This is a genomic window from Bacillus sp. OTU2372, from assembly GCF_038440275.1.
Taxonomy (GTDB): Bacteria; Bacillota; Bacilli; order Bacillales; family Cytobacillaceae; genus Neobacillus; species Neobacillus bataviensis_B.
This window is the reverse complement of record NZ_JASATK010000008.1, coordinates 64,650-88,964: the sequence shown is the minus strand read 5'-3', so window position 1 is coordinate 88,964 and position 24,315 is coordinate 64,650. Positions and strand designations below refer to the sequence as shown.

24 protein-coding genes and 1 pseudogene are annotated in these 24,315 nt (G+C 40.2%); 4 read left to right on the top strand and 21 right to left on the bottom strand.

Annotation, left to right across the window (positions count from 1 at the left end):
- Positions 1-49: 49 nt before the first annotated feature.
- A complete protein-coding gene (locus AAHB15_RS14840) occupies positions 50-1,012 on the bottom strand; it encodes a bile acid:sodium symporter family protein (protein ID WP_335571753.1) in 963 nt (320 codons plus the stop codon).
- A 235-nt stretch (positions 1,013-1,247) separates the two neighbouring features.
- On the opposite strand from AAHB15_RS14840, the gene AAHB15_RS14835 reads away from it, so the two are divergent.
- Positions 1,248-2,351 (top strand): 5-methyltetrahydropteroyltriglutamate--homocysteine S-methyltransferase, encoded by a 1,104-nt coding sequence (locus AAHB15_RS14835; RefSeq protein ID WP_342042697.1) that lies wholly within the window; start codon positions 1,248-1,250, stop codon positions 2,349-2,351.
- 93 nt (positions 2,352-2,444) lie between these two features.
- On the opposite strand, the gene AAHB15_RS14830 is transcribed toward AAHB15_RS14835, so the two are convergent.
- The 16 genes and pseudogenes from AAHB15_RS14830 to AAHB15_RS14755 form a co-directional block, all read right to left on the bottom strand.
- Complete coding sequence (locus AAHB15_RS14830; RefSeq protein ID WP_342042696.1) at positions 2,445-2,984, bottom strand: CBO0543 family protein; 540 nt, start codon at positions 2,982-2,984, stop codon at positions 2,445-2,447.
- A 223-nt stretch (positions 2,985-3,207) separates the two neighbouring features.
- The gene (gene eutC / locus AAHB15_RS14825) at positions 3,208-3,903 is read right to left on the bottom strand and encodes an ethanolamine ammonia-lyase subunit EutC (RefSeq protein WP_342042695.1); all 696 of its coding nucleotides are present in this window, start codon (positions 3,901-3,903) and stop codon (positions 3,208-3,210) included.
- On the bottom strand, positions 3,903-5,267 hold the full coding sequence (locus AAHB15_RS14820) for an ethanolamine ammonia-lyase subunit EutB (RefSeq protein WP_342042694.1): 1,365 nt from the start codon (positions 5,265-5,267) through the stop codon (positions 3,903-3,905). The genes eutC and AAHB15_RS14820 overlap by 1 nt, the downstream gene beginning before the upstream one ends.
- 12 nt (positions 5,268-5,279) lie before the next feature.
- Positions 5,280-6,710, bottom strand: a complete 1,431-nt coding sequence (locus AAHB15_RS14815) for an ethanolamine ammonia-lyase reactivating factor EutA (RefSeq protein WP_342042693.1) — start codon at positions 6,708-6,710, stop codon at positions 5,280-5,282.
- 99 nt (positions 6,711-6,809) lie between these two features.
- On the bottom strand, positions 6,810-7,670 hold the full coding sequence (locus AAHB15_RS14810; RefSeq protein WP_342042692.1) for a PfkB family carbohydrate kinase: 861 nt from the start codon (positions 7,668-7,670) through the stop codon (positions 6,810-6,812).
- A gap of 87 nt (positions 7,671-7,757) precedes the next feature.
- Entirely contained in the window at positions 7,758-8,771 is a 1,014-nt protein-coding gene (locus AAHB15_RS14805) for an SIS domain-containing protein (RefSeq protein ID WP_335571760.1), read from the bottom strand.
- Positions 8,772-8,854: 83 nt separating this feature from the next.
- The gene (locus AAHB15_RS14800; protein WP_342042691.1) at positions 8,855-10,246 is read right to left on the bottom strand and encodes a purine-cytosine permease family protein; all 1,392 of its coding nucleotides are present in this window, start codon (positions 10,244-10,246) and stop codon (positions 8,855-8,857) included.
- A gap of 390 nt (positions 10,247-10,636) precedes the next feature.
- The gene (locus tag AAHB15_RS14795; RefSeq protein WP_335571762.1) at positions 10,637-11,365 is read right to left on the bottom strand and encodes a GntR family transcriptional regulator; all 729 of its coding nucleotides are present in this window, start codon (positions 11,363-11,365) and stop codon (positions 10,637-10,639) included.
- A gap of 144 nt (positions 11,366-11,509) precedes the next feature.
- On the bottom strand, positions 11,510-12,046 hold the full coding sequence (locus tag AAHB15_RS14790; protein WP_342042690.1) for a ferric reductase-like transmembrane domain-containing protein: 537 nt from the start codon (positions 12,044-12,046) through the stop codon (positions 11,510-11,512).
- A 1-nt stretch (position 12,047) separates the two neighbouring features.
- Positions 12,048-12,926 carry an FAD:protein FMN transferase gene (locus AAHB15_RS14785; RefSeq protein WP_342042689.1) on the bottom strand — a complete coding sequence of 293 codons (879 nt, stop codon included), beginning with the start codon at positions 12,924-12,926 and terminating at the stop codon, positions 12,048-12,050.
- A gap of 67 nt (positions 12,927-12,993) precedes the next feature.
- On the bottom strand, positions 12,994-13,341 hold the full coding sequence (locus AAHB15_RS14780) for a hypothetical protein (protein WP_342042688.1): 348 nt from the start codon (positions 13,339-13,341) through the stop codon (positions 12,994-12,996).
- A 217-nt stretch (positions 13,342-13,558) separates the two neighbouring features.
- A complete protein-coding gene (locus tag AAHB15_RS14775) occupies positions 13,559-14,122 on the bottom strand; it encodes a cupin domain-containing protein (RefSeq protein ID WP_446715869.1) in 564 nt (187 codons plus the stop codon).
- 99 nt (positions 14,123-14,221) lie between these two features.
- Positions 14,222-14,701: pseudogene (locus AAHB15_RS14770) on the bottom strand (cupin domain-containing protein); the annotation flags it as partial.
- Between the two features lie 312 nt (positions 14,702-15,013).
- Positions 15,014-16,303 carry an MFS transporter gene (locus AAHB15_RS14765; protein WP_342042687.1) on the bottom strand — a complete coding sequence of 430 codons (1,290 nt, stop codon included), beginning with the start codon at positions 16,301-16,303 and terminating at the stop codon, positions 15,014-15,016.
- Positions 16,304-16,513: 210 nt separating this feature from the next.
- The gene (locus AAHB15_RS14760) at positions 16,514-17,170 is read right to left on the bottom strand and encodes a bifunctional 2-keto-4-hydroxyglutarate aldolase/2-keto-3-deoxy-6-phosphogluconate aldolase (RefSeq protein ID WP_335571767.1); all 657 of its coding nucleotides are present in this window, start codon (positions 17,168-17,170) and stop codon (positions 16,514-16,516) included.
- Positions 17,171-17,208: 38 nt separating this feature from the next.
- Positions 17,209-18,000, bottom strand: coding sequence for an IclR family transcriptional regulator (locus AAHB15_RS14755; RefSeq protein WP_144565821.1), 792 nt, complete (start codon positions 17,998-18,000; stop codon positions 17,209-17,211).
- Between the two features lie 255 nt (positions 18,001-18,255).
- Here AAHB15_RS14755 and AAHB15_RS14750 point away from each other — a divergent pair, with 255 nt between their 5' ends.
- A complete protein-coding gene (locus tag AAHB15_RS14750) occupies positions 18,256-18,843 on the top strand; it encodes an AAA family ATPase (RefSeq protein ID WP_335571769.1) in 588 nt (195 codons plus the stop codon).
- A gap of 177 nt (positions 18,844-19,020) precedes the next feature.
- Positions 19,021-19,833 carry an alpha/beta fold hydrolase gene (locus AAHB15_RS14745; RefSeq protein WP_342042686.1) on the top strand — a complete coding sequence of 271 codons (813 nt, stop codon included), beginning with the start codon at positions 19,021-19,023 and terminating at the stop codon, positions 19,831-19,833.
- 96 nt (positions 19,834-19,929) lie between these two features.
- Here AAHB15_RS14745 and AAHB15_RS14740 read toward each other — a convergent pair whose 3' ends face one another.
- Complete coding sequence (locus AAHB15_RS14740) at positions 19,930-20,064, bottom strand: hypothetical protein (RefSeq protein ID WP_335571771.1); 135 nt, start codon at positions 20,062-20,064, stop codon at positions 19,930-19,932.
- 487 nt (positions 20,065-20,551) lie between these two features.
- Between AAHB15_RS14740 and AAHB15_RS14735 the strand changes: the two genes are divergently transcribed.
- Positions 20,552-21,223 carry a hypothetical protein gene (locus AAHB15_RS14735; protein ID WP_342042685.1) on the top strand — a complete coding sequence of 224 codons (672 nt, stop codon included), beginning with the start codon at positions 20,552-20,554 and terminating at the stop codon, positions 21,221-21,223.
- A gap of 60 nt (positions 21,224-21,283) precedes the next feature.
- On the opposite strand, the gene tatC is transcribed toward AAHB15_RS14735, so the two are convergent.
- The 3 genes from tatC to AAHB15_RS14720 form a co-directional block, all read right to left on the bottom strand.
- Positions 21,284-22,012 (bottom strand): twin-arginine translocase subunit TatC, encoded by a 729-nt coding sequence (gene tatC, locus AAHB15_RS14730; protein WP_342042684.1) that lies wholly within the window; start codon positions 22,010-22,012, stop codon positions 21,284-21,286.
- A gap of 74 nt (positions 22,013-22,086) precedes the next feature.
- Complete coding sequence (locus AAHB15_RS14725; RefSeq protein WP_144565837.1) at positions 22,087-22,293, bottom strand: twin-arginine translocase TatA/TatE family subunit; 207 nt, start codon at positions 22,291-22,293, stop codon at positions 22,087-22,089.
- A 38-nt stretch (positions 22,294-22,331) separates the two neighbouring features.
- Complete coding sequence (locus AAHB15_RS14720; RefSeq protein ID WP_335571776.1) at positions 22,332-24,080, bottom strand: alkaline phosphatase D family protein; 1,749 nt, start codon at positions 24,078-24,080, stop codon at positions 22,332-22,334.
- Between the last annotated feature and the right edge of the window lie 235 nt (positions 24,081-24,315).

Sequence of the window (24,315 nt, the reverse complement as noted above, 5' to 3'; positions counted from 1 at the left end):
CCCAAAACAAAAAAACCCCCAGCCCAATTAGGCTGAGAGGTGATCAGAATTAACCGACGTGTTTGATACTTTGATCGGTTTGACCTTTATCTTTCATCCGGCTAAAAATATTCGCCAAAACCGAACCAGATAAATTATGCCACACACTAAAAATCGCACTAGGTACAGCTGCTAATGGCGAGAAGTGAGCCGTGGCGATAGCCACTCCCAAACCTGAGTTCTGCATGCCGACTTCCATTGCGACAGCCTTCTGTTTCGCAAGGTCCATCCCGCATAAACGGGCAAAGAAGAATCCAATCAAGAATCCTAACAGATTGTGAAGAATGACAACGCCAAAAATTAGTAAACCAGTTTCAGCAATCTTCGCCGCACTGCCTGCAACAACCGCGGAAACAATTAGCACAATCGCAATAACAGAAACTAGCGGCAATACTTTTGCACCAGCCTGTGCCTGCTTTCCAAAGAACTTTTTAATAATAAAGCCAAGCGCCAATGGAACAATGACAACTTGTACAATCGATAGGAATAAAGACGCCACACTAACATCCACCCATTTACTCGCAAACAGAAGAATTAGCAAGGGTGTGACAATTGGTGCTAGAATCGTAGAAACAGAGGCAATCGCAACTGCCAGCGCTACATTTCCTCTTGCTAGAAACACCATAACATTCGAAGCCGTTCCGCTCGGGCAGCATCCTACTAAAATAACCCCAACCGCAACTTCTTTTGGTAAATCAAGACCGACCGCCAATAAAAAGGCCAACAGCGGCATGATGATAAAGTGACCGATGACCCCTAACGCCACTTCTTTTGGTCTTCTAAAAACTTCTTTAAAATCCGATAACTCCAGTGTCAGCCCCATGCCGAACATAACAATTCCTAATAAAGGAACAATATATCCTCCCAGCCACACAAAGTGAGTTGGAAAATTAAAAGCAACAACAGCAAAGATTAATACCCATAAGGTAAAGGTCTTTCCGGCAAATCCGCTGATTTTCTCGATGACTCCCATAATATAATACCCCCTCGAAATTATTTCGTTTTTCCAAATAATCAGTATTTTAATATATTAGAATAAATATTTAAAAAAATCAATATTTTCCATACAATAATTATTTTTTGAAAAATCACTGCGAAATGCAAAGGCTTACAGCTTTTAAGAGGATTTTTAGTAGATATTTCAATTGTGCATTTTTTGAAAATTTTATATATAATTAAAATTATATTTTAAAAGGAGCATACAAATAATGACAAAAACACTTACTAGAGCACCCTTCAAGGCCGACCATGTCGGAAGCTTCCTGCGTCCGGAACGACTTAAGCAAGCACGTCTTCAAAAAGAAAACGGAGAAATCACAGCGGAACAGCTTCGTGCCATCGAAGATGAAGAAATCATTAGATTAGTAGAAAAACAAAAAGAAGTAGGTCTTTCAGCTGTAACAGATGGAGAATTGCGCCGTGCTTGGTGGCATTTCGACTTCCTAGCAGGACTAGAGGGCGTTGAGCTTTATGAAGCTGAGTCAGGTATTCAATTTAATGGGGTTCAAACAAGAGCACACGGAGTAAAAGTAACGGGCAAATTAGACTTCGGTCAGCATCCATTTATCGAAGACTATAAATTTTTGGACAGCATCAAAGGTGACCATGTTGCGAAATTCACGATTCCAAGTCCAAATATGCTCTTCTTTAGAGGGGTGATCGAGGAATCGGCATATCCAAACAAAGATGAGTTCTTTGATGATTTAATTAAAGCCTACCAAAAAGCTATTCAGGCATTTTATGATGCAGGCTGCCGTTATTTGCAATTAGATGATACATCTTGGGCAGTTTTCTTCTCAGAGAAAGGCCAGCAGCAAATTGCCGACAAAGGCTATACACCTGAAGAGTTAATTAAAATTTTCACTCGTGCCATCAACGAATCGATTGCCAACAAACCAGAAGATATGGTCATCACCATGCATATCTGCCGCGGTAACTTTAAATCTACTTATACAGCAAGCGGCGGTTACGATAATGCATCTGAATATATCTTTGGTGAATTAAAGGTAGATGGCTTATTCTTAGAATTTGATGATGAGCGCTCTGGCGGCTTTGCTCCTCTTCAGCACGTAAATCGCAAGGATTTACAAATTGTTCTTGGACTGATTACATCGAAGTTCGGTGAATTAGAAGATCCAGAATTAATCAAAGCACGTATTGCAGAAGCTGCTAAATATGTAGATTTAGATCAACTCTGCCTAAGCCCGCAATGTGGATTCTCTTCCACTGAAGAAGGCAACCTGCTAACAGAAGAACAGCAATGGGATAAAGTTAGACATGTGATTTCTATTGCGAATGATGTGTGGAAATAAGAGACGCGGGGACGGTTCTTTTGCTTCCGGATTGATCCCGGAGCATGAGAACCGTCCCCACGCTTCCCCACGCTTCCGAGAATTTCAATTAGTTCATCTAAACTTCGTAACCGGAATGTGAAAATATAGGATTAAAAACGAGGTACAAACAAAACATAGTAACCATGCCCAAAGCGGCCTCGTATAGTGGAGGCGCAGTCCAATAAACAGAAATAGCCAAACCACGCAAGACCAGCCAAAATGCCAACCATGATGATAGGTGATAAGTTTCGCATTCATAAACAGATACTCCATGATCGTCTCAAAAATAAACCAGCTGCCAATATATAAAGCTTGCTTAGGCAGATGTGATTGATACGGGTATAAGGATAAGTACAGTAAGGTCAGGTTGGGGAAGATGATAAATGTTAAAAAGAAATCAGCAATAGTATGGTTGGTTATAATTAATGAACCACGAAAAGTCCATAATGGGTATTCGTACATAAGGACAGAAATAAAAAAATCAACGCTTATAATGAAAAGGATGGTGGGATAGTATTTCCTCCAATTTCTCCAATCAGCAAACCGCCAAGTGCTAATTATATAGATAAAGGGAAGCACCATTCTTAAGTACGATACAACTGTATGTAACATGATGTCTCCCCTCCCATAACCTAATTTCTTTCAACTATTATTATTATTCATTATGAGAAGGTTTAAACTCTTTGAAAAATAACTGTCTTAATCTTCATGCTAAAAAATCCCGAATCCACGGCTGATACGGGACTAACAAGTAGCAAATGCTTAGAGGTTGACCCAATGATTCCACAGAATAAAACCCCAGTCCAAAAACTGGAGTTTTCCCCTTCCCTTCATCCTAAATATCTAGACCGACCCCACTCGTTTTTTGCTCAAGCATCTTATGAATCATTGTTCCGATATGAGCGGCAGCCTCAACAGGAGGCGTCCCTCTTTGATGAATATTAGAGATTACCATCCGGTCCGATTCCTTCGTCCCCTTTTGAGGCCTGTAACACATATAGGCACTTAGGGATTCCGCACTAACCAACCCAGGTCTCTCCCCAATCAAAAGAACAAAGGCTTCTGGCTGCAAAAGCTCACCAATCGCATCCATACACCCAACCCTTCCTCCTTTTAAAAAGAAAGCCGTACCGGCTGAAAGATTATAGACCGATAAGGAATCCAGTAACGTCGGGTACACATCCAGAATATTTTTTTGAATCGCACTCGCACTTAACCCGTCCGAAATCACTATTTGAACCTGGGGACGCAATATACACTTCTCAATAATCAGCTTCTCCCCTTCTTCGGATAAGAGCCGCCCCTGATCTGGTCTTTTCAAATACCGCTCCTTCGAACCATAACGCGTTTCAACCGTAAATAAACCCATTTGATCTAACAGGTCTTGCGATACCTCACCATACACGGCATCCACCGCGGCCGCATGGTCAATCCGAAATGATAAAGAATCCTTTGTTAACGGCCTTGTCCCCGTGCGGCCAACTCCAATCCGGGCAGGAGTATGTTGTTTTAAAAAATCTAATTCATTCATCACGATTTCCCTCCCATAAAAAGAGCTGGATTACCGGCTAAAGTCGTTAACTTGCCACTTTCCATAATCCCTACTTTCTCCAGCCAGCATTCAAATTCAGGAGCAGGCTTCAACCTCAACACACTGCGCAATGTCGCAATATCATGGTAGCTTAACGATTGGTAGTTCAACATACAATCATCCCCCATCGGGACACCAATCACAAAGTTCACACCAGCTGCGCCTAACAGGGCGCTCAGGTTATCCATATCATTTTGGTCGACCTTCATATGGTTTGTATAACAAACATCCACACCCATTGGCAGTCCGTGCATCTTCCCCATAAAATGATCTTCCAAACCAGCCCTAATCACTTGTTTGCTGTCATATAAGTACTCAGGTCCAATAAACCCAACAACCGTGTTTACCAAAAACGGTTTATAGATCCTTGCAAGTCCATAGCATCTTGCTTCTAACGTGACCTGGTCAATCCCAAAATGAGACTCAGACGATAACTCTGATCCTTGACCTGTTTCAAAATACCATCTGTTTTCCCCTGTTGCTGTACCAAGTTCATTGATTAGAGCATTAGCTTCATTCAGCAAGGATACAGAAATCCCAAATGATTCATTTCCCTTTTGTGTTCCAGCTAAGCTTTGAAAAATCAAATCCGCTGGCGCTCCTTTCACAATGGCTCGCATTTGACTTGTCACGTGAGACAACACACAATTTTGTGTCGGAATCGAAAAATCGTTAATGATCTGTTTCGTTTCTTTTAATAAAGTATAAATATTATCGGTCGTATCAATAACTGGGTTGATCCCAATAACCGCATCCCCAATCCCATAGCTTAAAGCTTCATATAAAGATGCCCGCATACCCTGAAGATGGTCAGCGGGGTGATTAGGCTGCGCCCTTGACGCCAAAACGCCCGGCTGTCCAATCGTTGTTTGACAATGGGTTTCCACCTTAATTTTTGAAGCGGCTTGGATTAAATCTAAATTGGACATAATTTTTGCAGCCGCTGCAATCATTTCACTCGTTAAACCCTTACTAATACCCAATAAATCCGGACCATCACTTAGGATATATTCCCGCAACTCCGCTACCGACCAATTCTTAATCCTTCTATATATACTCTCGTCGATACTTTCTTCGATTACCCTTGAAACCTCATCCTCCTCTGCCGGTAATAAAGGATGATTCCGAAAATCCGCCAAGGTTAAATCAGCCAATACCATTTTTGCTGCCATGCGTTCCTTCATATTTTCAGCACTAATCCCAGCCAGCTCATCACCAGACCGTTCTTCATTTGCTTTCGCCATAATTTCTTTTAAACTACGAAATTGATACGTTTTCCCTAATATCGTTGTTTTCTTATCCATTTGAACACCTCGTTAGACAAAAGCTAGAGTTTTAATGGAGACCGGAATCGCCTCCCCTGCAACAGGCAAGCCCAAATCAATATAATCACCATACGTAAAATCAATCTGATCAATACATAGGACTTCCAACCGCTCCTTACAGCGTTTAGCTAAAGCTTGACCAAGTGCTTTGGCCATATCGCTTTCACAGATGACAATCAAGCATTGCGCCTCTGGGAAATGCTGAATAAATGGGTAATAAATCGAGTCCGCAATATCTTGTAAAATAGCATACGTACACTCTTCAACTCTGGTTAAACCAAGTGCAAGCGGAGTTTCTTGTTTCGTATCAAAGGAGTTTCTCGCCTGTTTCATTGCCTCACTAATCCGTAAACGAAGATCTGCCAAAGGATCAACCTTCACTTTGACAATCGGAACATTTCGTTTTGGTAAAAGCGATTCCTTCACATAAACGGTTGCGCCACAAATCTCCGTATTCTGCATTCCCGCTCCAATCACGGTCGCTCTTGTGGTTTCACTTGCAACTCCAACTCGTACAGGACAGGAATCAGCAACTATTTTTAATGCAGCGGCAAGCAATGGCCCGATATCCCCATGCCTAGTTACCTCTTCCAAAAACTCAGGAGGCTCTTCCGTCAGCATCTGCCCAATCCCTCCTGAAAAAATAACTTCATCAATGGGAGGAAGGGAAATAGAGGTTGGTTGAAGGAGTAATAATTCTGGTGCATATTCAGGAGAACCACATAATAAGGAAAGTAAGGCTTCACTCATCCGGTGACAAATTCGTTGAATACAATCATAATCAACGGACATTCCTGTTCCCAGGTGAAAATGGTTGGCAGTTAACCACGGCACGATATGGTCTGAAATATAGTCAATCATTCCATCCTTCTGTAGGCGAATAAGTCTCCCTCCAATATGGAAAGTCAGGGTTTGCAGGACTTTCCCCTGTTGAAATAAGGCGATATTAGCCGTACCTCCGCCAATATCGACATTGGCCACCACACCCTTTATTTCTTTCGAACGGTTCATCGCCCCGGAGCCTTTTCCAGCTAAAATCCCCTCTAAATCCGGACCGGCAGCCGCTACCACGAAATCACCAGCACGTTCTGCTAAATAATGAATAATCGCTTCGGCATTATCTTTTCTTGCCGTTTCCCCTGTGATTATCACGGCACCTGCCTTTATATCATGCAGGTCAATTCCCGACTTCTCGTATTCATAGTTCAAAATATCCTTTAATTGTTCGATATTAATCTCATAGTGATTCTTTAAAGGAGTGGTATAAATGCGGCTAGCATACTGTACTTTGCGGTCAACAATCTGGCAGCTCGGTAAACTAAACTGCCCTCCTATCTCCTTTACCTGCAAGCGGCTGACAACGAACTTCGTTGAACTTGTTCCGATATCAAGCCCGATACTCTTAATCCAGTATTCCTTCATCCTCGCCCCCCTAAATCAAGATTATATATGAAAAAGGTATGAGCAAGGGGACGGTTCTTATGCTTCAGAAGCATGAGAACCGTCCCCTTGCTTCCTCGGTTAAACGGCTGTATATTTTTTTCCGTATCCAAATGCACCTTCAATAAAGCAATTCTCTGCGGAAAAGTCTGCTGCCCTTTTCAAACCTTCCCGAATTGTTTCCTCATTAGGTGGTTCCGTTTTACTCCATCCATGCTGCAGTAGGTGAATAAGAAACGCCGTCAAAAAAGAGTCGCCGCATCCCATCGTATCAATCGGTTTGACAATTTTCGCTGTTCCCTCATAAAAGGTTTCTCCATCAAAAAAGAGTGACCCCTGAGTTCCTCGAGTAGCTAGAACATAACAAGTACCATGACTTACAATTTTCATCATTAGCTCTTTAATTTGATCCACTGATGAGCCGCCTCCTGAAAACAAGGCAAAATCAATGTTTGGACAAACCCTTTTTAAATAATCCTCCTGACGGAACATCTCATCTTCAGAAAAATCAAAGCTTACGATCGAATCCAGGCTCCTAAGCTTTGCTAATTCTAGTTCTGTCTTGGAGTAACAGCTTGAGTGGATCAGTTGAAATTCGCCAAAATAGTCCAGTTCGCTTTTCTCTAAAACCATCGGCTTTTCATTGGCAACTCCGCCATTATTCCAGCCTAATAAGACACGGTCTCCATCTATTAACCCTACTTCTGAACAACCATTCTCCCCTGGATACTGAACACATTGAGATAGATCGATCCCTATTTCCGTTAACGTGTCTATGATATGCTTGGCTGCCTCATCATTACCAAAAACGCCCATGTAAGCAGAATCCACACCTAGCTTTTTCGCATTTACAGCAAAATTAACACAATTTCCACCAGGGTAGATGGTATCGATATGAACATATTTATCTACGACATTATCTCCAAAGCCGATCACTTTCATCTCAGATCCTCCTGCCATTCTGTGGCTTAAAACTGGTACTGCTTAAGTTTTAGTTTACTTAAGCAGCACCTATAAATCTATTCTGTTTTAATATTGAACCACACGATAGTATCTTCTGGTTGTTAATGGATGGTTTCGCTTTTCTTCTAAATGAACACTTACTCGTTCCAGTAACGCAGCCATGACGATTGGAGAGAAGAATCCTCTGAATTGTTCTCTAATACCATTTAGCTCATAATCCTTCGTATCAAAGATGGTAATTTCCTTTGTATAACGATTAACGAAATTTTCCACTCTATCCATTAATGGACGGGTAGAATCTTCACCATACAATAAGATCACACTTGTATCCTCTTCCACTAATTCAATCGTGCCATGGAAAAATTCCGCCGCATGAATGGTTTTTGTCCGGATCCATTGCATTTCCTCTAATACACACATGCCATATAGGTAGGTTTCTCCCCATAGATTCCCCGAGCCAACGATCATGTGGTAAGTCTCGTCCTTATATTTAAGGGCAAATTCCTCTGCCCTTCGCTCGGTTCTTTCTTTTACTAAAAGTAACTCGTAAGGTAGCTTCTCTAAATCTTCCATCAATGCCTCATACTCAGGGAATTCTCCGCGAAGATGCATTAAGCGGAAAATCAACGTATACAACTGGATATGCATTTCCTCACAAAGAGTATCGTTTGCCGCATGGTTGATGACCGTATATTTCGTTTCATTGGCAAGTGGTGTATTCTCTTCTCCAACAAAACCAATCGTTGTTGCCCCTTGTTTCTTGGCAAACTTTGCGGCCGCTACGGTTTCCTCTGTGGTACCCGATAAAGAAGACAAAACAACCAATGATTTTTCATTAAGGCGTTGATGATCCATTACAATAAATTCAGCAGCAATTTCTGCGTAAACAGGGATATCTGAATTTGTTTTTAAAATGTACTCTAAAGGATACTTCAGGGCAATCGTACCGCCTGATCCAATTAAAAAGACATTCTTATATCCAGCCGCAGAAACTTCATCCGCAATTTTTTCAATCTGACTTCTTACATGAACAGCTCCATTTAATACACTTAGATAGTTTTCTTCATTAAAATTTAACATTTGAATTCCTCCTGATTAATGGTATATACCATTTTATTTATATTTTTTATTTAACAAATCACAAAGCACCCAATTAATGGAATTTACTGAGCCACTCTCTTTTCATCGTTCTCTACATTAAATTCTTTACTTAATCGGTTTTTAACCTTTGATCCCATGAAGAAATAATAAAGTATGCCTGAAGCGGCTAACCCAACAATCCAAGTAATATCAGCTCCGCCAAGTGCTGTAAACATAGGCCCTTTGTAGAAGGAAAAGCTCATAAACGGGATTTGAATGAAGAAACTTACAATATAGACTGCCATGGTAGACCAATTATACTTACCATAGACTCCATTCACATCATAAACTTCCGGAATATTGTATTTACCCTTACGGAAGAAATAAAAGTCAATCAGATTGACAGAAGTCCAAGGGATTAGATAATACATTTGGAAAACCATGATATCACCAAAATAATCGTTGAAATGATCTTTTGTCGTGATTGCGATAATGGTTCCAAGCGCTACAATAAACGTAATAATCCAAAACTTGCTGTTTTTTGATATATGCTGCTTATTGTAGGAAAAACAAGTTACTAATGACATGTATCCACTATAAGTAATAACGGTATTCATGATGATAATTCCTAAGATGAGAGAAATGTAGGCTAATGGTGCAAATGGTCCAAAAAGAGTAGCAATACTAGTATTAATATGATCCGCTGCATTTGGAATACCGGCTGCAATAATTGCTCCTACCAATGGCATCCAGATACCAGATAATACCGTGCCCGTGTACGTATACCAGAAAGTAGAGGCAGTCGATGTATGGGCTGGAAGATATCGAGAGTAATCCGCTACACATGGGCCATAGCCGATTTGCCAAGATGCCCCGAGACCCATGACCACTAAAAAGGCCCCTAGATTAAATCCTTGGGAAGCGGACCATGCACCAGCAGGTAAATCAAGTTGAAGAGCAAAAACGGTTGTAAGAGCAAAGGTAATTAATGATAGGATGGTCATAACGTTACTAAACTTATGAATAAAATCATAGCCAAAAAAGGTGATAAAGATGGTGGAAACACCAAAAATCACTAATCCAATTACTTCTGGTACAGACACTACGGACTTAATCGCGTCAACTACTAATAGTGATTCAGCAGCACCAAATAGCGGACAGCCCACAAAAACCATAATGATCGGAATCGCTGCCCCGATAACCCCAAATTGTACCCGGCTCGAGATCATCTGCGGGATCCCAAGCTTAGGTCCTTGGGCGGAATGGAATGCCATAAAAAGGCCGCCAATTAAGTTTCCTAGAATCATTGCAATTAACGTCCAAAAGATGTTGAGACCCAACACGATTCCCATACAACCGTTGAGTAATGGCATAACGTTTGTGTTTGCACTGAACCAAATCGAAAACAAATTTCTTACGTTTCCATGTCTTTCATTATGCGGAATAAACTCAATACTTCGTTGTTCAACATTCATCGCAATACCTCCCTATTTTTAATAGTTGAATGATCATTCAAAAGCTTTCCACTCGAGCCTTAGTGGTATATACCATTTATAATGTGATTATAATTCACTTTATCAATCTTTTCTCATTTTTTGTAAGATTCTCTGACATATTTTCGAATGGTAAAAAACAACTAATAGATTTTGCGTAAATCCGCTTCTATAGGGGTATTAAACAAGGATGATGTTGTTAGAAAACATAAATGGTATATACCATTATAACTAAGCTTATTAACTAAACTAGATTCTCCCCCCCTTCTTTTTTGAAAGCCCTTACTTAAAATATATAATAAATTATAAATTCTAAAAATTCAACAACTTTTTAACAAAAATTTCTTTCAATGGAAACGGGGTCTAACTAGTTTAGTCTGATAAGGTTTGTTCTGAATAATAGTTTACAATATCCGATCGAGTCGTTAACTGGGAAAATTCAATGATCCTTCCAAGAGAATCTGAAGTCGTTTCTTCAAAGAAGATACACGGGCTCTCATTTCGAATGTTTAATAGTTTGCTCTCCGCCTCATTACTCAGTGATACGCGCATAAACTGCTTTGTCTTCACTAGTTTAATTCCGTAGTACTTCTCAAGGACTTCATAGACGGAAGCGTTTTCTTCCATGTGCTTTTCAATTCCATCACAATACTTATAAGGAATATGGGAAACTTGAATCGAAATTGGCATTCCATCTGCCAGCCTTAACCTTTTAATAATAATAATCTCCTCATCAGTATTAATTTCTAAGGCCTTTGCCACAGAAGCCTTTGCTTTTTCCTTGCTGATTTCAAGCATTTTGGTGGAAGGAACTAAACCCTTGTTCAGTAATACATTGGTAAAACTGCTAAAGGTTATAAAGTCCATTTGAATTCGTTTATTGGTCACAAACGTTCCTGCCCCAACAATTCTTTCAACAAACCCTTCCCGCTCCAGAATGGAAATCGCATGCCTTGCGGTCATCCGGCTAATGTTAAATCTTTCCGCAAGTTCTCTCTCTGATGGAAGCTTATCACCATGCTTCAAGTTTTTACTTTCGATTTCCTCGATAAAATAACTCTTGATCTGCTCATAATAAGGCGTACCGCTTGTTTTCTCCATCAAGACTTCACTCCATCTTAAAAACTATTGTTTTAAAATTATAGTATAAAAAATGGAATAGCTCAATGTTACTGTTTATTGAAAGCAAGAGATAAAAAGGCTGTCAACATTGGCAGCCTTGAACCTATCAAACCCATAGAAACCCTAAGTTACAGGATTCCCATCAGTTAGCTTCTTCTTATCAGAAGGAAACATGCCCAAAATAAGAACAACTGGCACGATATTAACAACAGCCAAAACCGTCCCTTGGAAGTCCGTACCACTCATTAACCCGTGTGCTGTTACTAAAATATACAGAATAGGATTAAGGGCATGCAGTTTTTGCCATCTTTGATAACCAATTTTCTTACGGAATTTCGATGTGACAATCGTTAAAATTAAGAAATAAAAGCCGATAGATCCTAATCCCATAGAAATGGTTTCATAGCTGCTGCTAAATGGAATCAGTATATCAGACCAACTAAATTTCATGTATGCATCAATCAATAAAATTCCTAAATGACCGGCCGTCATAATCAATGACCAGTCTGACACGACCTCATGAAAATGCAGGAGATTATTCACTTTCTTTTTCCGTTTCTTCTGTACAGCGGAATATAGTCCTGTTAATGCCGCCAAATATAATAATAGATATGCCACAACCCCAGTCGCCCGGATTGCGTACCATTCTAATGACTCCATTTTATTCGCCACCTCTCCAGATTTCTTTTGCTTCATTTATGATAACCGCTGGATTTTTTTTGACAGAAAGCAAGGCCTTCCCGCGCTCTTCTCCCAATAAAAGAACCACTTTTGCTAATACATCCGCTTCTACAGCCGTTGGTGCCGTTACAGTAGAAGAGATAATGGTGCTCGCAGATGGCTCGCCTGTTGTCGCATCAATAAGATGATGTTTACTTCTGCCATTCACCTTCCACCTTCTTTTCATCGAAGTAGAAGTAGCTACAGCCCCTTCGGATACCTGGATGGAAGAGAGCATTTTTGATGAATCAAGGGGATCCTCAATGCCAATATTTAAGGGCCGCGGCAGTCTTCCAAAAATCCGAATATCTCCGCCGACATTAACAAACCCATAGCCATATTGCGATAAGATATCAGCTGCACAATCAACCACCCAGCCCTTAGCGATTCCACCTAGATCAATACCAGTGTGCAAAACCACCGTTTGTCTATCCTCATCTAATTGATAAGGTCTGAGTTTCGTAAACACTGGAGCTGTAAGGGAGGGAGTCGCTAACTCCTGCCCTTTGATAAATTCAATTGATTTTGTATAGCCGCTGTTTTCAATTGCTGACAATATACCAGGATTAAACACTCCATTTGTTTCTTCGTAAAATCTAAGTGCCTCTTTTAAAATGCTAAAAAATTGATCCGATACCTCGACTTCTTTTTCTAGCTGCTGATTTAATTTGGATAACTCACTATCTTCTTTAAACCGGCTGCAGGTGTCTTCGACAGATGCGAATAATTTATAAACGGGCATGAGATCATTGACAAACAATTCTTTATTTATCAATATTTGTACCATTGTACTCATTGAATTGAAGTTATACTTATACATGTTAAGGCTCCTCCTGTAGTAGTATCAAATGCACTATCGTAATTATTGAAATGATACTTATACTTCATCAGGTTCCCCCGGTTGTAGTATCAAAGCCCCCATGTTGACTTGGAAACGAATTGTCTTGTGAAACAGATTGATCATCTGACTGCCCAGTTCCACTTGTGTCTGTAGTCCCGCTAGTATCAGTAGAACCGCTGGTATTTGTAGATCCAGTGGTACCTGTAGATTGACTAGGGACCTCGTAGGTGATCGATGAATTTTGGCTACTCCCACTTTGAGATGATTGTGTTGTCGCGACTGCAGTTGTATTGGTTGTTGTATCTTTTTTAATTCCCATATATGACATCATTCCAGCGACGAGAGCAAGACTCGCAAAGCTCACTCCCCAAGAGGTAAATTTCTTTTTGGCCATTTGAATGACTCCTTTCAATTTTTAGATGCTTTCTTTAAGTCCATGTCTGCATTATGATACTCCAACCTTAATTAAGTCTTAACAGGAGTTAAAAAAGATAAATAATGTGTTTATATTGAAAAAAGCCAATTCCTGTTATCGAGGAAGTGGCTTTAGAAGAAGCATGGGGACGGTTCTTCTGCTTCGGAAGCAAGAGAACCGTCCCCATGCTTCGATTTCAGTTAGAATCGTCAGAGTCAGGAGGTCCAATGACAACAGTTTCATCAATCGGGGATAATACTTTGACTAATTTCCTTGCATTAACATCATAGGCGAGTTCAAAAACATCTGGCGGCGTTAATCTTAATACGTCTGAACCCTCAATCGATTGGATTTGACCATCATTAAAGGCAACTAAAAGATGTGCTTCCTCGGTAACACAAGTAATCCAGTGCCACCATCCCTTTGGCAGGAATGTGACCTGACCAGGCTTAACATGATAGGTCTGCAACTCTAAGGTAGACGGATTAAGAATCGAAATAATTACTTCTCCAGAGATAATGAAATCAAGTTCATCCGCATTTGGATGCCAGTGTGGCTCGCGAATATGAGCCCGGCTTAGAAAGAGGTCCCCTAAAGCTAAATCCTGCATCTCCGGGATTTGAGCAGTGGTAACTTCGTATAGAACGTTTTCGGGATTCCTTCGAAAGCCCACATTGTCGCTAACATCAAAAAATAGTTCTGGAGAAGTCGTGGAACCCCACCACATTCCTTCCCTTCTTCTATTCATGGGTATAAACATTTCCCTAAACAAATCTTTTAATGGTGCAGCATTTTTCGGTCCGATTACTACTGTCTCTGTAATTGGTGCCAATACCTTTGCTAATTTTTCCGCATTTACACCATATGCTAGTTGGAAAACCTCTGGAGGAGTTTTTCGCAGGATATCGGAGCCAAAGATATTTTCACGCTGTTCATTGTCATATATCGCAACAATATGGGCTTCTTCCGTAATGGATATGATCCAATGCCACCAGTTAATTGGGATAAAAACAACGTCTCCCGGTTTCACACGATAAGTAAGCAATTGTGGTGTGAAAGGATCAAGAACAGAGATAATGGCTTCCCCACTAACGACATAATCCAGCTCAGCCGCATTTGGATGCCAATGTGGTTCTAGAATGTGGTCCCTACTAAGAAAGATGTTATCCAAACCAATATTCCTCAAGACCGGTAGTTGTGCTGAGGTAACTTGGAAAATAATATTTTCAGAATTTCTTTTAAAAAATACGCTTTCTCTTGAATCGAAGAAAAGATTAGAGGATTTTGTTGTCTTTTTCCCTGTCAATGATTTTGTGTTACTAATTTGGTTATTTTTCATTTTTAACCTCCTGTCCCAAAATACAGGTATTAAGGCTTTCTTCCTAATAGACCCGCTATGTATACATATGCTAGCTGGAACCATTTGACTGGTTAACTGCCCGGGAACAATTAGTGTTACTGTTACCTCCTACGATTTATAGAAACTTACTTTTAAAAGGGAATCTATTGTATAATAAAAAGAGAAGTGCTGTGAACACTTCTCTTTGCAACCACTACCGCCAAGTATGGTTGTTTATTCAAATATCTTTAAAGGACCATCCTTTTGCTCGCCAAAGTATAGGGTGGTTTTCTTTTTTTAAAAGATAACATTTTACTTCACCTCAATCGGCTTTTTCAAGAAGATACCATAGCTAACAGCCGAAACAATCAATAATACAGCCCCAATAAGGAAGACAAATTCAAACGATCCTGTTGCTTGTACAATCGCACCCGTAACGATTGGTGCTAACGCCGCTCCAATAAAGCCGCCAAAATTTTGGATGGACCCTAATGATGCGACCATGTTTTTCGGTGCAACATCGGTGGCAAGTGTCCAGATGACACCGGTCGGTACAGAAGAAGCGAAATAAGCAATTGTAATTAAGGTAATCGCCGCATTAACCCCTGATACATATGGAATTGGAATCACTGCACACGCTGCAAGAATTGCTCCGCATACAAGAGGAATTTTGCGCGCCTTAATTGGTTGATAGCCTTTACGAATAAAGTAGTCAGAGATGATGCCGCCAAGAGGTACACCAATAATCCCCATTAAGAACGGAATGGAAGCAACCCAGCCTGTTTTTAAAATAGTTAACCCACGGTCAGCCACTAAGTAACCTGGCAGCCAGGTTAAGAATGTCCACATTGTATACACAAGTCCAAAGTTACCGAAAATCATAAACCATGTTGATTTATATTTAAATAAACTTCCCCAGCCAATTTGCTTTTCTGTAGAATGAACTTGGACTTCTTCCTGCTCATCTTTATTGATTTCAATTAATTCAAATTTACTTGGATCACGATAAATGAACCACCATACAACCATGACCACAAGCCCAGCTGCACCGATGACGAAAAACATAATCTTCCAAGAAAAAGCGAGCATCAACGCTGTTAGCAGTGGAGGTGCAATCCCGTTCGCAATTTGTGAACCGGTATTAACAACGGCAAGCGGTGTTCCGCGGTCTTTTTTAGAAAACCAAGTATTAATAGCCTTTGTAGCCGATGGAAAAAACGGTGATTCCGAAATACCAAGCAATACGCGTAAAGTATAAAAAATAGAATAGCTGCTAGTAAAAGCGGTCAGCAATGAAACAATAGACCATGAGCCAATCGCCCCTGTAAACATTTTTTTCGGACCAATTTTATCGACAAGCCAGCCTGCTGGGAGGTTTGCCAGAGCATATGGCCAGAGGAACGCGGACAATAGTACACCCATTTGCAATGGAGATAAACCAAACTCCTTAGATATCAAAGGATTCGCTACACTTAGATTCGCTCGGTCCAAGTAGTTTACCACTGCTCCAATTAAGATAATAAAAACAAAAGTCCAACGGAATTGATTAATACTTTTTACCTTTTTAGTGCCTTGAAGGACTTCTTGCTGTAATTTAGCCATAATATAACCCCCTCTTTCAAATAAACATGTGAATACCCTTACATAACCAAACAAAATGGTCTCGCCTTATTTAGCCTGACCGACCCACACTTTTGAACGCGTTTGCATTTCTTGTAATAGTTGTGGATATCTCTGTGATGTTTTCTGCAAAGTATGTCCAACCACGACGGTCAGTAGGAATGAGTGCTATGAACCCAATCCTACAAGTGGTTAAACCAAGGTATATTGCGCATTAGCTACTGCTTGAATAAATTCTTTTGCGGCAGTAGTAACCTTTTGATAATCCCCATCCTTTTGGGCTGCTTTTGAAATATAGCTTCCCACTCCAACACCAATACAGCCGGCCTTGAGCCACTCATGAACATTCTCTGGTGTAACGCCGCCCGTTGGGACAATCGGTGCCTCTGGAACTGGAGCCATAATCGCACTTACATATTTGGGCCCTACTACTTCGGCCGGGAATAATTTAACAATGTCAGCACCAGCCTCTAACGTTTCGATCACATCCCTTGGAGTAAAGGCCCCACTAATGGTGATCGCTTGATAGCGGTTAGCCATTTTGATCATCTCTGGGTTCAACTGTGGACTGACTAATAGTTCTGCCCCTGCTAGAATAGCTGCTCTAGCCGTTTCACCATCTAAGATTGTACCTGCCCCGATTAAAATCCCTTCGCTCCTATACTTATCCGATAGGATGCGGATGACATTTAAAGCGTTAGGGACACTCATTGTAATCTCTAATGCTTTGATTCCTCCTTTTATGGCTGCTTCAGAAACGGCCAATGCCTCTTCTTCGCTTTCTGAACGGATGATCAAGACGATACCGCTTTCATAGATCTTTTTTAAATTTTCTAGTTTCCTAGGCATGGAATCCCTCCCTATTTTGTTTTATCTATTTAGAATCTCTAAATATTCACATATAACCTTTTCCCGCTATATCCAAGTTGATTAGATAGTTTCAATGCGGTTTCAGTAATTAAATTACTCACCAGTTCTTTTCTCTCAGCTGTCAAACTCGAATAAACGCTGGCAATACTGATGGCAGCTACTGGCTGATTCGCTTGGTCAAAGATCGCAGATCCCATACAATACATTTCCTCATTGTCTTCACGGTCATCAATCGAGTAACCTCGTTCACGGATTTCCTTCATATCTAGTAAAATATCGGACATGGTTACCAAGGAGAAAGGTGTTTTTCTTGGAATCTCACCATCACTATACAAATATTCAATTTTTTCATCAGGCATAGCGGCGAGAAGCGCTTTTCCCACACCAGTAGTATGTAAAAACCGGCGAGAACCAAGCTTGGCAGTCGGACGCATCACCGAGAAGTTTTCGGCTTTATCTAGATAAACGACTTTACCTTTATCTTCTACTCCTAAAAACACGGTACTTCCAGTTTGTTTATTCAACTCTAATAGCAAAGGTCTGGCTAATTGGGTAATCTCCATATTTGATTGATACGCCATCCCCGTTTCAAAAGCGGATAAACCTAATCGGTACGTTTTAAGACGGGGATCATCCATTTCTATGAATCCCTTATATAGTAATGTCTGTACCAATTCAAACCCGCTGCTTTTCGGCATGTCCATCTCTTTACAGATTTCATTCAGTGTTAAGGGGGAACTTGTTTTAGCAAGCAATACGAGAAGATCTAAGGCTCGCTCTGCTGATTTATTGATACGAATCTTTTCCATAATGACTCCTTCGCTTTAAGTTCGCATATACGAACCGCATTCAACATATCGAATTTATAGCTCAAGTATAGTGAGCAAAAAAAATAAACACAATAGTTTTTTGAAAATTTATTCTAAAAAGTTTTTTATAAAAATGGGGATTGAAATGAATGAAAAGGTGAGATATTCTAAAAATATAATTCGTCATTCGGAACGTGGTTCGTATATGCGAACTAAATTGTAAACGTTTTAGCTATTAACTAGGAGGAAATTGTCATGGAACCCACTGTTATTTTTTTAATCGGAACCCCGTCTTCTGGAAAGTCAACGGTCGGAAAATTGCTGGCATCTACTTATAATTGGTGCTATTTAGATAAAGATATCATTTGTAACAAGTTTACAGGTAAATTACTAGAATCCAATGGATATTCCCCTCATGACCGTGACGGCTGTTCCTTTTATACTGATGTTGTAATGGATCTTGAATATCAAACCTTACTAGACATCGCAGATGACAACCTCCAGTTAGGAAATTCCGTCATACTGGACGCTCCATTCCTTGGTTATTTTTCAAACAAGCATTACATAAATGGATTGATAGAAAAATATAACTGGCAAGCTGTAAACAAACGGGTCCTTCAGGTTACGATTGATTTTTCCATTTTAAAACATAGGATGCAAGCTAGAGGGCTAGAAAGAGACACCTGGAAATTGGCCAACTGGGATACCTATGTACAAAGCATCCAGGAAAAACAGTGTCTATGGGAGAATATTCAGATTACCCCTTTTGATAATAGCAGTGATACAGTTGATGCTGAGAAACTATTTCAAACTATGCAATTAGAGAGCTGCTTAGCTTTTTGAGCTAGACACAAAAAGATTAGTCTTCACACTAAAAAGCAGTAAATCTAAGATATCTGCTAACTAATTAAACGTTTAAATTAATTTATTAATGGAACGTTCCTTGATCAATCCATGGATATATTATTTTGCCATCTGGAATATAGTCTAAAAGACTACTCAACTAATGGAGGAATCTGTATGGGCTACTATATTCAAGTGGAAGCAAACGTGTCCATTTATGTAGAAGACATTAATCCAGGGAGCAATAAGACCATTTTGTTCCTTCATGGCTGGCCGGGAAACCTTCAGTTGTTTGAATACCAGTTTAACCAACTGCCAAAAATGGGCTATCGTTGTATTGGCTGGGATCAAAGAGGATTCGGGAAATCAGATAAACCATGGGTAGGATATGACTACGACAGACTTGCGGACGATTTGAGGGCTGTTATCGAAGCACTTCATTTACAAAATATCACGCTAGCAGGACACTCCACCGGAGGAGCGATTGCCATCAGATATATGGCCCGCCACGGTGGTTATGGGGTTTCCAAGCTCGCCCTAATGGCCGCGGCAGCTCCAAGTTTGATCCAACGTCCCTACTTTCCACACGGCATAAAAAAAGAAGATGTACTCAACATCATTAAAGGAACCTATAATGACCGTCCCAACATGCTGCGAGGATTTGGAGACACATTTTTCTTCCAGCATACCACCCAAGCATTCTCGGATTGGTTTTTCCAATTAGGATTGCAGGCCGCAAGCTGGTCGACTGCGGCCATCGCAAACACTTGGCTATACGAAGAAAAACTATTTTATGATTTAGCACAGATTCACGTTCCGACACTCATTCTCCATGGTGTCCATGACCAAGTTTGCCTCTTCCCCTTAGCTGAAGCACAAAAACAAGGAATCAGAAATTCCAAACTGGTACCATTTCAAAACAGCGGCCACGGACTATTCTGGGATGAACGGGATAAACTCAATCGAGAGTTGGCGCACTTTATTGGATAGATGGGAGCATGGGGACGGTTCTCGTGCTTCCATTTTGAATAGCGGGAACTCTCCCCATACTTCCATATTAGTGCAAAAAAAAAACGATTCTCATCTTTATCTTTGAGAGTCGTTTTTAAATAATTCAACCACATATTGTAGTTCACTTTTAGTGCATGGTTTTAAAGCGAAAGCGGATGCTGCCATGTATTTTCCATAAACATTCATAAAGTTTTCCATTGCTTTTTTCATTTTATTACCACCTTCCATAATTTATATATTGATTATCAAACAGAATGGTGTATTTTGGCAAAGATCTAGAAAACGGAAACATTCCTCATAAAAACGGGTACATTTCCAATGTAAGCGCACATTTTATAATGTTTTCTCACTATTTCGCTGTTTTTCTTCGTTTTTCATTTGGAATCATGGGGACGGTTTTCTTGCTTCGGAAGCAGGAGAACCGTCCCCATGATTCCCCTCTAGCAAAGCCGATTAACAAAATGCAAAAAGATGCTCCATGCCTATGCCTATAAAAAAATTTCTCATTGAAATAAATAGTAATATTATGTTAAATTATCCAAGTAAAGTTAAAAATAAAAAAAGGGGTAGTCAAATGGGTGATATTTTATGGCAAATTTTAAACTTTGTGGGCCTTATAGCAATTATTAGTTTAATTGTTTATGTAGCTAAGAAAATTAAAAAATCTAAAAAATAGCAGAGGCTGGCGTTACATCATATGAAAAAATATATTATCTCGTTTTGTCTTGTATTTAGCTTAATGTTTTTATCACTAGTGTCACCATTTAAGGCTGAAGAATCAGATATATTAGATGGCATAACTGATGCAAATTATGAAGTTACTACAGAAGCTAAAGCTGATAAAGAAGTTGCAACAAAAAAAGAAGAAAAACAAATTGAACAATTATTTGAAGAATATAGTCTTGAACCATTAACAACAGAGTTACCTGCTAATACACCAGTTGTTAATTTTGATAGTGTTGAAGAATTTAAGAAATTCTTAGAAGATACTAATAAACCTACTGAAATTGAAATTAATGAACATAAATCAGAAAATGATCAGCTTTTTGCATCTTTATTTGGTATAAAAACAGCAGACGCAGCAATGAAAACATATAAGTACAGTGAATGGCATGGAGCATCTAAATTAAATCTTTATGCAGATGTAAACCGTAATTCAAAAGGGAAAGTTACTGATACCGATGTATGGACAACTCTTACAGGAATTACATTAGGATTTGCTTGGGATGAAAAGAATGCCTATGCTATCTTAAATTCTAGCAAAACTGGTGGAACAGCTTACGGTAGAGGTACTTTTTCTTACGTGATATTTATACAAGGTATAGGTACCATTTATTCATATGATATTAAAATGTCACTTAAGTTTTAAGAATAATATCCTTCTAAAACTCCCAAAGGATACCATAATAAAACGGTATCCTTTGTTTCATTATGTAACCGAAAGGCCCTCATTCACCAGCCGTCTTCGATAGACGATTTTTGATAAGGTGACACTCAACTCATACAGAATGAGCAAAGGCACCGTCACAAGAATATCCGACATAAAATCCGGCGGTGTCACCAAAATCGATATGACAATCAGAACAAAATAGGAAATCTTCCGCGCTTTAGCTAGTCTCAAAGGATTTAAGATTCCTAATTTCGTTAAAAAAATCACCACTAACGGCATTTCAAACAGCAATCCGAACGGAAGAGTAAGATTCAGCATAAACCGAAAATATTTTTCTGCCGTAAATAAGGTTTCAAATTGCCCCTGGGATAAGGAGGTCAGAAATCCTAATACAGTAGGAAACAACACAAAATAGCCAAACGCAACCCCAATCATAAATAACAGAAAAAGAAAGGGAATGAAGCCCAAAGTCACCCTTCGTTCCTCGCGGTTCAAGGCAGGCGCAATATACCTCCATATTTGATAGGCAGCTACCGGAATCACTCCTGCCAGCGAAAAAACAGCAGCGATCATCATGTAAACCCATAAAATATCACTTGGGCCAAGTACCGCCAGTTTCTGGTCCAGGTCTTTAATCAGCCATTGATAAATATGTTCGACATAAATAAAACTGATAATAAAAAAAAGGAGAAAGGCTAACAAGGTTTTAATCATTCTTCCCCGTAACTCTTCTAAATGCTCCATAACATTCAGCTCTTTTCGGTCCATTCTTATGCCCCCCTTTTCGATTATAAAAAAAAGAGGACGAGTTTCCCCGTCCACACATTAAAACGAAACCCCTGTTATCCTTCTTTTTTTACAGCTGTTAAAGCAGGCTTTTTCTCTTCCTCTTTTTCATCACTTGAAACTAATTCCTTTGTCGCCGTTTTGAACTCGGACAGCGTCCGGCCAAAGGCGCGGCCAATTTCCGGCAGCTTAGACGGTCCAAAAATGATCAGCGCAATCACAAGGATAAGGATTAAACCGGGAATACCAATATTAGAAAACATCAAAGGCCAACTCCTTAATAATAGTCATTTGTTAGTGCTTAATTGGGAACCTTAGCTCCTTTTTTCTCTAATTGCTTTAGATGGGCACGGCTATGAGCCTTATTTCGATCCTCTTCCACCTCAGTTGAAAGCTGTATGCCTAATGGTACTTGCGTGGTTGAAACCTGTTTCAACCCCTGCTCATCTTTTTCAAAAACGAACGATGCTCGTGTCGATATATCAGCACCAGTTACTGACACATAAGGAACCACACGGTAGTCTGCCTGCCAGCGTTCAGGGGTAACCCGGCAGCGAACATAACCTCGATAGTCATTAAAGAATTTAATATGTGGATTCAAGCCTAGAATTTTGTCCGTATCTGCCCGCTTATCAGCACCGTCACCACCTGAAGTGATCGACGTGCCGACGAATTCAGCACCAAAGATCCTTGAGGTTGGATCATTGAAATCTTCTATTAAGTTTGCTGCCCAACTCGCATGAACATCTCCTGTTAAAACCATCATGTTATTTAATTGTTTAGATTTAGCGTAATCCAACACATGCTGACGCGCTGCAGGATAACCGTCCCATGCATCCATGCTGTATTTAGGTTTAGCAGCCGTTCCATAATTTCTCTGCGCAAAGAAAATTTGCTGGGCAAGCACATTCCAACCCGCCTTGGACTGATCAAGTTTATTAAATAACCATTGTTCTTGTTCGGTTCCCATCAATGTCCGCTTTGGATCAAGCGACTCAGCAGTCTGAGGGGAGCTTGTATCCCCGTTTGCCTGGTCATCACGATACTGACGTGTATCGAGGACAAAGAAGGAAGCGAGATCTCCGTATTCGAAATCACGGTAGATTTTCATATCTGCCCCTTGCGGCATAGTAGATTTTCGAAGCGGCATATGCTCATAATAAGCCTGGTAGGCTGCGGCTCTGCGGACAATGAATTCCTCCACCGACTGACCCTTTTCCGGTATCACGTTAGCGTAATTGTTCTCGACCTCATGGTCATCCCATGTAACGATCCATGGAAAAGCGGCATGAGCGGCTTTTAGATGCTCGTCGGAACGGTATTGAGCATAGCGGTTTCGGTAATCATTAATGGTTTTAATCTCGGGACCACTGTGGGTGCGCACATTTCCAGTTGAAGCGATGTATTCATTTGGTCCGTATTCATATATGTAGTCTCCAAGGTGGAAAACGAGGTCTAAATCCTCTTTCGCTAAGTGCTGGTAAGCAGTGTAGTATCCGTGTTCAAATTGCTGGCAGGATACAAATGCAAAGTTGAGAGAAGAAACACTTGTCCCAGCTGACGGCAGGGTTTTTGTTTTTCCAACCGGGCTTAATTCATTACCACATTTAAAACGGTAATAATAGACTGCGTTTGCTTTTAATCCATTCACTTCCACATGGATAGAGTGCCCGAGATCAGGTCTCGCCAGTTCCGTTCCCCGTTGGATGATATTTCGGAAATTCTGATCGGTTGCCAGCTCCCATTTGACCGGGACACTATGCGGCGGCATCCCTCCACCATTTAATGGATCTGGAGCAAGTCTTGTCCACAGAACGACGCTATCGGGCATCGGGTCACCAGAGGCAACACCTAGTGTAAATGGATAGTCACTGAAGGACGGATCCGCGTTCACTTCAAATCCACCGATTGATTGAGCGAGGGCTAGTCCCAGTGAAAGTCCTGCAACTTTACTTGCCCCCTGTAAAAAACTCCGGCGGTCGATATTTTTTTCTAATCTATCCATTCCAAGGTTCTTCATCCACTCATTCAAAGGTATCTCACGCACCATGTTTATCCCCTCTTTTTTAATCAAATTTTAATCTTGGTCTCCATTATAGAGGGGAAATTTTAATTGAATGTAAAGAAATGTAAAGGGGGAAATCTAGTGTTTTACTATTTTTAGGTATTATTTAATAGGAAAATAAACTTAGAGACTCATAAAATCAAACTCAATCTTTTTCTCCTAGCTTTATTTCCACTGCAAATAGCCTATCTTTCTTCATATTTCTTTCATAAAAATCAAA

Excerpts from the sequence above, each read along its gene's own strand:
- AAHB15_RS14735 (WP_342042685.1), top strand. The coding sequence starts at position 20,552 with ATGAAAAAATATATTATCTCGTTTTGTCTTGTATTTAGCTTAATGTTT.
- AAHB15_RS14740 (WP_335571771.1), bottom strand. The coding sequence starts at position 20,064 with ATGAAAAAAGCAATGGAAAACTTTATGAATGTTTATGGAAAATACATG.
- AAHB15_RS14775 (WP_446715869.1), bottom strand. The coding sequence starts at position 14,122 with ATGTTTATACCCATGAATAGAAGAAGGGAAGGAATGTGGTGGGGTTCC.
- AAHB15_RS14750 (WP_335571769.1), top strand. The coding sequence starts at position 18,256 with ATGGAACCCACTGTTATTTTTTTAATCGGAACCCCGTCTTCTGGAAAG.
- AAHB15_RS14830 (WP_342042696.1), bottom strand. The coding sequence starts at position 2,984 with ATGTTACATACAGTTGTATCGTACTTAAGAATGGTGCTTCCCTTTATC.
- AAHB15_RS14780 (WP_342042688.1), bottom strand. The coding sequence starts at position 13,341 with ATGGCCAAAAAGAAATTTACCTCTTGGGGAGTGAGCTTTGCGAGTCTT.
- AAHB15_RS14835 (WP_342042697.1), top strand. The coding sequence starts at position 1,248 with ATGACAAAAACACTTACTAGAGCACCCTTCAAGGCCGACCATGTCGGA.
- AAHB15_RS14720 (WP_335571776.1), bottom strand. The coding sequence starts at position 24,080 with ATGGTGCGTGAGATACCTTTGAATGAGTGGATGAAGAACCTTGGAATG.
- AAHB15_RS14800 (WP_342042691.1), bottom strand. The coding sequence starts at position 10,246 with ATGAATGTTGAACAACGAAGTATTGAGTTTATTCCGCATAATGAAAGA.
- AAHB15_RS14760 (WP_335571767.1), bottom strand. The coding sequence starts at position 17,170 with ATGCCTAGGAAACTAGAAAATTTAAAAAAGATCTATGAAAGCGGTATC.
- AAHB15_RS14790 (WP_342042690.1), bottom strand. The coding sequence starts at position 12,046 with ATGGAGTCATTAGAATGGTACGCAATCCGGGCGACTGGGGTTGTGGCA.
- AAHB15_RS14820 (WP_342042694.1), bottom strand. The coding sequence starts at position 5,267 with ATGGATAAGAAAACAACGATATTAGGGAAAACGTATCAATTTCGTAGT.
- AAHB15_RS14765 (WP_342042687.1), bottom strand. The coding sequence starts at position 16,303 with ATGGCTAAATTACAGCAAGAAGTCCTTCAAGGCACTAAAAAGGTAAAA.
- AAHB15_RS14755 (WP_144565821.1), bottom strand. The coding sequence starts at position 18,000 with ATGGAAAAGATTCGTATCAATAAATCAGCAGAGCGAGCCTTAGATCTT.
- AAHB15_RS14745 (WP_342042686.1), top strand. The coding sequence starts at position 19,021 with ATGGGCTACTATATTCAAGTGGAAGCAAACGTGTCCATTTATGTAGAA.
- AAHB15_RS14810 (WP_342042692.1), bottom strand. The coding sequence starts at position 7,670 with ATGAAAGTGATCGGCTTTGGAGATAATGTCGTAGATAAATATGTTCAT.
- AAHB15_RS14725 (WP_144565837.1), bottom strand. The coding sequence starts at position 22,293 with ATGTTTTCTAATATTGGTATTCCCGGTTTAATCCTTATCCTTGTGATT.
- AAHB15_RS14785 (WP_342042689.1), bottom strand. The coding sequence starts at position 12,926 with ATGTATAAGTATAACTTCAATTCAATGAGTACAATGGTACAAATATTG.
- eutC (WP_342042695.1), bottom strand. The coding sequence starts at position 3,903 with ATGAATGAATTAGATTTTTTAAAACAACATACTCCTGCCCGGATTGGA.
- tatC (WP_342042684.1), bottom strand. The coding sequence starts at position 22,012 with ATGGACCGAAAAGAGCTGAATGTTATGGAGCATTTAGAAGAGTTACGG.
- AAHB15_RS14795 (WP_335571762.1), bottom strand. The coding sequence starts at position 11,365 with ATGGAGAAAACAAGCGGTACGCCTTATTATGAGCAGATCAAGAGTTAT.
- AAHB15_RS14805 (WP_335571760.1), bottom strand. The coding sequence starts at position 8,771 with ATGTTAAATTTTAATGAAGAAAACTATCTAAGTGTATTAAATGGAGCT.
- AAHB15_RS14840 (WP_335571753.1), bottom strand. The coding sequence starts at position 1,012 with ATGGGAGTCATCGAGAAAATCAGCGGATTTGCCGGAAAGACCTTTACC.
- AAHB15_RS14815 (WP_342042693.1), bottom strand. The coding sequence starts at position 6,710 with ATGAAGGAATACTGGATTAAGAGTATCGGGCTTGATATCGGAACAAGT.